Source organism: uncultured Campylobacter sp. (genome assembly GCF_937997595.1).
Classification (GTDB): Bacteria; Campylobacterota; Campylobacteria; order Campylobacterales; family Campylobacteraceae; genus Campylobacter_B.
Genome location: NZ_CALKTS010000298.1, coordinates 1 through 5,995 on the forward strand (window position 1 = coordinate 1; position 5,995 = coordinate 5,995).

5 protein-coding genes are annotated in these 5,995 nt (G+C 46.1%); all 5 read left to right on the forward strand.

The genetic code is table 11. From position 1 onward, the window contains the following. The first annotated feature begins 206 nt into the window (after positions 1-206). On the forward strand, positions 207-677 hold the full coding sequence (moaC, locus tag Q0614_RS09985; RefSeq protein WP_298788435.1) for a cyclic pyranopterin monophosphate synthase MoaC: 471 nt from the start codon (positions 207-209) through the stop codon (positions 675-677). After that, the gene (locus Q0614_RS09990) at positions 655-915 is read left to right on the forward strand and encodes a DUF493 domain-containing protein (protein ID WP_297921867.1); all 261 of its coding nucleotides are present in this window, start codon (positions 655-657) and stop codon (positions 913-915) included. The genes moaC and Q0614_RS09990 overlap by 23 nt, the downstream gene beginning before the upstream one ends. 11 nt (positions 916-926) lie before the next feature. Further along, a complete protein-coding gene (locus tag Q0614_RS09995) occupies positions 927-2,186 on the forward strand; it encodes a hypothetical protein (protein ID WP_298788437.1) in 1,260 nt (419 codons plus the stop codon). Between the two features lie 1,102 nt (positions 2,187-3,288). Further along, positions 3,289-4,098: a M48 family metallopeptidase gene (locus Q0614_RS10000; RefSeq protein WP_005873024.1), complete on the forward strand. Its 810-nt coding sequence runs from the start codon at positions 3,289-3,291 to the stop codon at positions 4,096-4,098. 680 nt (positions 4,099-4,778) lie between these two features. Beyond that, positions 4,779-5,995, forward strand: a 1,217-nt coding sequence (locus Q0614_RS10005; RefSeq protein WP_298788440.1) for a hemolysin family protein, incomplete at its 3' end; no start/stop codon positions are given.

Genomic DNA, 5,995 nt, shown 5'->3' on the forward strand with positions numbered 1-5,995 from the left:
AAATTTTAAAAACGGCTATAAATTAAGCGCGAAAGAGTTCGCCTAAAAAGGATATATTTTATTTCTATTTACTGTTTAGGTAGTATAATCGTTCTCGTCCGACAAGATAAAACCTCCTTTTTGTATGAAGCCCGAGTTTAAAAGCTCGGGCTTTTTTTATGCCCGAAATTCTGCTATAATCCCGCCAAAAACTGCAAGGAAATTTTATGCTTTCACATATCGACGAAAACAATATGCCGCGCATGGTAGATGTCGGCGCCAAGGACGAGAGCGAGCGCGTAGCCACCGCTAGCGGTATCATCCGCATGAGCGCGGAGGCGTTTGCCGCCGTCAAGCAAAACACGGCGAAAAAAGGTCCCGTGCTTCAAACCGCCGTCGTTGCCGCGATAATGGGTGCTAAAAAGACGAGCGAATTAATACCAATGACCCATCCGCTTACGATTACTTCGATTAAAACCGATATTGAGGAACTTACGAGCGAACGCGCGTTTAAGCTTTTCGTAACTGTAAAAATCACCGGCAAAACGGGCGTCGAGATGGAGGCGCTAATGGGCGTGAGCGTGGGACTACTGACGATTTACGATATGCTAAAAGCGATAGATAAATCGATGCAGATTACCGACATCGTGCTGCAACGCAAAGAAGGAGGCAAAAGTGGCGTGTATACTAGGAGCTGAAAAGCCAAAAATCGACTATCCACTCTTTTGGGAATACAAAATCATCCTGGACGCAAGCACCCAAAAGCGCGAGCAGATCGATGAAATTTTAAAGGGCGAAAATTACAAAATAGACTTTTCGCGCTTTTCAAACGGCGGCAAATATATGAGCTTCAACGTAAGCGTTTTCGTTAAAGACGACTTGCATCGAAACGAAATTTTCGAGCGCTTAAAAGCCCACTTTAAATATGTATTGTGACAGGAGATGAAATGAAAGAAGCAATAATCAAAAAATTCGGCGCCGGTCTCGCGCAAATTTCACAAGCCGAGCTAGCCTCTTATGTGCAAGAGCTCGCCTTGCAAGAAGCCACGAAGGCTTTGTGTGAGCTTGACGACGAGAGTAAAAGCGCCAAAAGCACGCAATTAATCCTAGACTTCGCAGCCGAGTTAAAAGACGCGGGCGCGCTTAGCGATGAGACGGCAGAAGCCCTACTTAACGGCGTTAAAAAGGCGCTGTGCGACGAGGACGAGCAGGCTCTTTACAAGCTCATCTACGACTACGACGATCTGCGCAAAAAGATCGCTTGTAAGCAAAAGGCGATTAAAACCCTTGTTCTGCGCAGCTATGATGATCTGGATACCGCGCTGCAAAACGCAAGCGAAACAGAGCTAAAAGAACGCATAGGCTCGGCGCTACAGCGAGCTATCGCGAGCAAACTCCCGCTTGCGGACGTGCTGAAAGAAGCGAGCGAACTAGCCTTCATAAGCGTGCTAGAAAGCGGAACCGACATCGAGGATACCGCGCACGAGACGGCGAAAAACATCGCATTTTCGGCTATAGGCGACGGGGAATTTACGAAATTCCGTACAAAAGAAATTTCAAAAATCATCATAAATCGCGCGATTTTCGTCGCAAACGAGAGCAAAAATACAGCCTCTGCGCTGATTAGAGGCGCGATTTTAGGCTGCTACGACGGCATAAACAAAGCCGCCGAAAGATACCGCGACGAGCTAAGTTTCTCGCCAGCAAGCGATGCACAGAGCCTAGAGAACGAAAGGCTTCAAATTTCGCAGATGAGCGAGCTATTTAGCGCGGTTTTAAGCGATGCGGTCGCAAGCTCGGAGGAGCCCGCTAAAAGCGAAATCGCCAAGATCGCCGATGAAGAATTCGGAGGCTATTTGGCTAAATTTAGAAAAATTTCAAGCGATCTTGCCGAGCAACTAAGCGCCAAAATCGGCGAGATCGAGCTTGGCGAGCGCGCGAAAAAGGCAAGCGCCAAGGCGCGCGAAATCACTCAAGAGCTAAGTCAAAAAAGCGCCAAAATCATCGAAAACCTCTATCTGGACGAGAAGCTGGACGCAATCAAAAAAGAGCTTAGCGAATTTGAAAAGAAGATGAGCCAAAAATTTGCCGAGCTAAAAAGCTCCGACGTCGCTAAAAATGTAAGCGAAAGGGCGCGCGAGATGAGCGCTAAGGCTTATGAGGCGGCAAAAGAGACGATCGCCAAGCTAAAGTCCAAAAAGGACTAAATGGGCGCCGCGGGCGCGAAATCCCTAGCGGCAAACACTCGGCGCTCGCTGCTTTGCGCTGCAAAATTTACTCACATGCCTTAAAGCTCGCGTGCCCTAAAAGAAAGGAACTTTCGTTAGAGTTTGCGAGGCCTGCGCAGAATTCTTTATGCGCTTTAACGGCGCTGTAAAATTCCATGCTGATAAGAATTTTACGAATTTTGCATAGCTAAATTTAGATGCGCGCTGCAAAATTCCGTGCCGCTAAAAATCCTACGGCAATGCGAGACCCCGATCCAACCAAATCTTGCCGTAGCTATAAAATTCTAAATGTAAGATTTTATAGCTGACGTGACGCATATAAAATTCCAAAGCCGGCGCGGAATTTTAAGCTTGAAATTTCATCGCGTAGATTTGCGTAGCCGAATTTTAAAATTCTAAACGCGTAAAATTAAAATTCTACCCAAAATGATACGGCGCGGTTTGCAGTTTGAAATTTTATCCGACGCGCGCAAATGAAATTTCGCGAGATAAATTCTACGAAAAGGCGTCTGTGGCGTTTGGCATTTCTGCGATCATTTCAATTCCGATAAAACGCAATTTCATTGCAGCACAAGATGCAGTGGTGTAGTGCCTTTTGCCAAGTTAATAATTAGAATTTATGCGCACAAAATACTAACGCGGCTCATCTCAAATCATAGCGACATCCGAGCCCATCTTATCGCGCGATTTGATTGTGCAAATTTCAAATTGCTCTTATCTGCCCAAACCGAGTGCCTGGTGTAAATAAAATTCTACCGGATTTATCGTTGCGTAAATTTAAAACCGCACCCCGCTCTATTTAGGCGCAGAGGTGCTTTGTTTATGCAGCGCCGCGCTTGGATAAACCCACTATTTTTACATAGCAATGCCTAATTTACGCCACGATAAAATTCTGCGAAATCACCGCTAAATTTTATCGCTAAATTACAAAGCCCAATTCTATTTTAAAGGCGACGGGTGTTCTTAAATTTCACGGCAAATTCCAAATAGATCCCGTCTGCAAAATCCGGCAATCCAAAATAAAATTCTAAAAATTTAACCAAATTTCGCTAAAATCGCCGCAAAATTTCAAGGAGAAAAGATGAAAAAATTAGCTCTTTTAATATCCTTTGCTGCGATGATGATTTTTACCGGCTGCGCGAGCACCACGCAAGGCGGCGCCGTAGGCATCGACCGCTCGCAATTCATCACCGTAAGCGAAGCTGAAATGGATCAAAGTGCCGCGCTTGCCTACAAGCAAATTACCGCCCAAGCAAACGCCAAGCATGTCCTAAATACCGATAAAAAGCTAACTGATCGCGTTAGAGGCATCTCGAAGCGCCTAATCGCTCAAGTAGGCGCATTTCGCAAAGACGCACTAAAATGGAACTGGCAGGTAAACGTCATCAACGACCCTACGATCAATGCTTGGTGTATGCCTGGCGGCCGCATCGTCGTATATACGGGTATCATCGAAAAACTAAAGCTTACCGATGCCGAGCTGGCTGCTATTCTGGGGCACGAGATGTCGCACGCACTGCGCGAACACAGTCGCGAGCGAGCCTCGACTGAACAGATGAAAGATGTCGGTATCGCCGTAGCAAGCTCCGCAGCAGGGCTTGGAGATCTGGGCTCGGCAGCTTTGAACATGGCGGCTCAATACACATTCACGCTGCCGTTTTCGCGCACGCATGAGACGGAGGCCGATCTGATGGGCGTCGAGCTGATGGCGCGCGCAGGATACGATCCAAGGGCGGCGATAAATGTCTGGGAGAAGATGAATAAGCTAAATGAGAGCCATCCACTTAAATTTATGTCCACGCACCCTTCAAACGACGATCGCATCGCCGATCTAAAAGAGGTGATGCCGAAAGTCTTGCCGCTTTACGAGGCCGCCACAAGAAATAGATAGTCTTGCGATTTAAAATTTCGCAAGAGCTTGCGCGCTAAGGTTTTTTAAGTAGCAGGTTTTATCGTCGCATTTAAATTTCTTAATGGACTTGTGCGTGGCGCTAGGATTATCCGCCGCCGCGCATAAGCTCTATTGCGATAAAATCTCGCTAAGACAAAGACCTGCCGCAGCGCGAAATTTTAAATTACCGCAAAATTCCACCAATACGCGCGATAAATATGATCCGCGCCGAGACAAAATTTCATTTTAAATGCAAGCGCTGGACGAAATTCCGTCGCATAGAAAGCCGAAATGTCTGTCGCTACAGAATTCTACGGCGCGAAATTTTATGATTTTAAGCACGATTAAATTTAGAGCAAAATTCTACTCCTTTGGACGCAGATAGAATTTCGCTATGGTCGTATGCAAACAAAATTTTGCAGCCGCAGTCAGGTATGAAAATAAAATTTATTCGGCTGGGCAGCAGATTTTAACGCCATTTGTACGACGGTAAGTCTCGCGCGGGCAGATGAAATTTCGCGCGATAAAAGAAGCAAAATTTCAACTCCGTAAAATTCTACGAGCGGGCGCGAGGCATTTTCCATATCTTTTGGATTTTAAAGCGTTTTTAGATATAATCATAAATATTTATTTTTAAATTTCAAAGGATAAGAAATTTGGACACGGACAGTTCGGTTTTAATGTTAGTTTTAGCTTTTGTATTCATCTTTATGAATGCTTTTTTCGTTCTTTCGGAATTCTCAATCGTCAAAGTAAGAAAGTCTCGCCTCGAAGAGCTTATCAAGGATAAAATTCCAAACGCAAAGCTCGCTTTTAAAATTTCAAACTCCCTAGACACCTATCTCAGCGCCACTCAGCTAGGCATTACGATAAGCTCGCTCGCCCTCGGCTGGATCGGTGAGCCCGCGGTATCAAGACTGATCGAGCTGCCGCTAAGATCCATCGGCATAGGCGGCGGAGCGGCGGCACATACGATCGCCTTCGTCATATCTTTTACGCTCGTTACGCTATTTCACGTAGTGCTTGGCGAGCTAGTGCCAAAATCCATCGCTATTGCCAAAACCGAGAAGATCGTGCTTTTTATCTCCAGACCGCTTCATATTTTTTGGATTATGTTTTTTCCGATCATCAAGGCGTTTGACTTCATCGCCGCCGTTTCACTTAAAATAATCGGCGTAAAACCCGCTAAAGAGAGCGAGCTCGCGCTTTCTGACGAAGAGATCAAAATCATCGCGAGCGAGAGCCTAAAAGGCGGTGTGCTCGATAGCCTAGAGACCGAGATCATCAAAAACGCCGTCGATTTCAGCGACACGGTCGCCAAAGAGATAATGACGCCGAGGCGCGATCTCATATGCCTAAATAAGCAAAAAAGCTACGACGAAAACTATGCAACCGTATTGCAGTCGAAATTTACGCGCTTTCCATATATCGACGGCAGCAAGGATAACGTCCTAGGCCTCATCCACATCCGCGACATCATCCAGCAAAAGGGAGATAAAAGCTTCGATAAAATCGTGCGCAAGCTCATCATCGTGCCTGAAAACAGCCCGATCTCTAAAATTTTACCGATGATGAATAAACAGCGTATCTTCGCCGCGCTCGTTATCGACGAATACGGCGGTACGGCGGGATTTTTGACGATGGAAGATATAATAGAAGAAATTTTTGGCGACATCAACGACGAGCACGACGCGAATGCACAAAATTTCAAACGTATCGACGAGAACACCTTTGAGTTTAGAGGCCGCTTCGAGATCGAAGGCGTCGAGGAGGTGATGGGCATCGACTTCGACGAGGAGACCGAGCAGCTAACGATCGGCGGCTACGTCTTTAATCTCTTCGGCAGCCTACCTGAAATCGGCGATAAAATAAGCGATGAAAACTGCGATTACGAAGT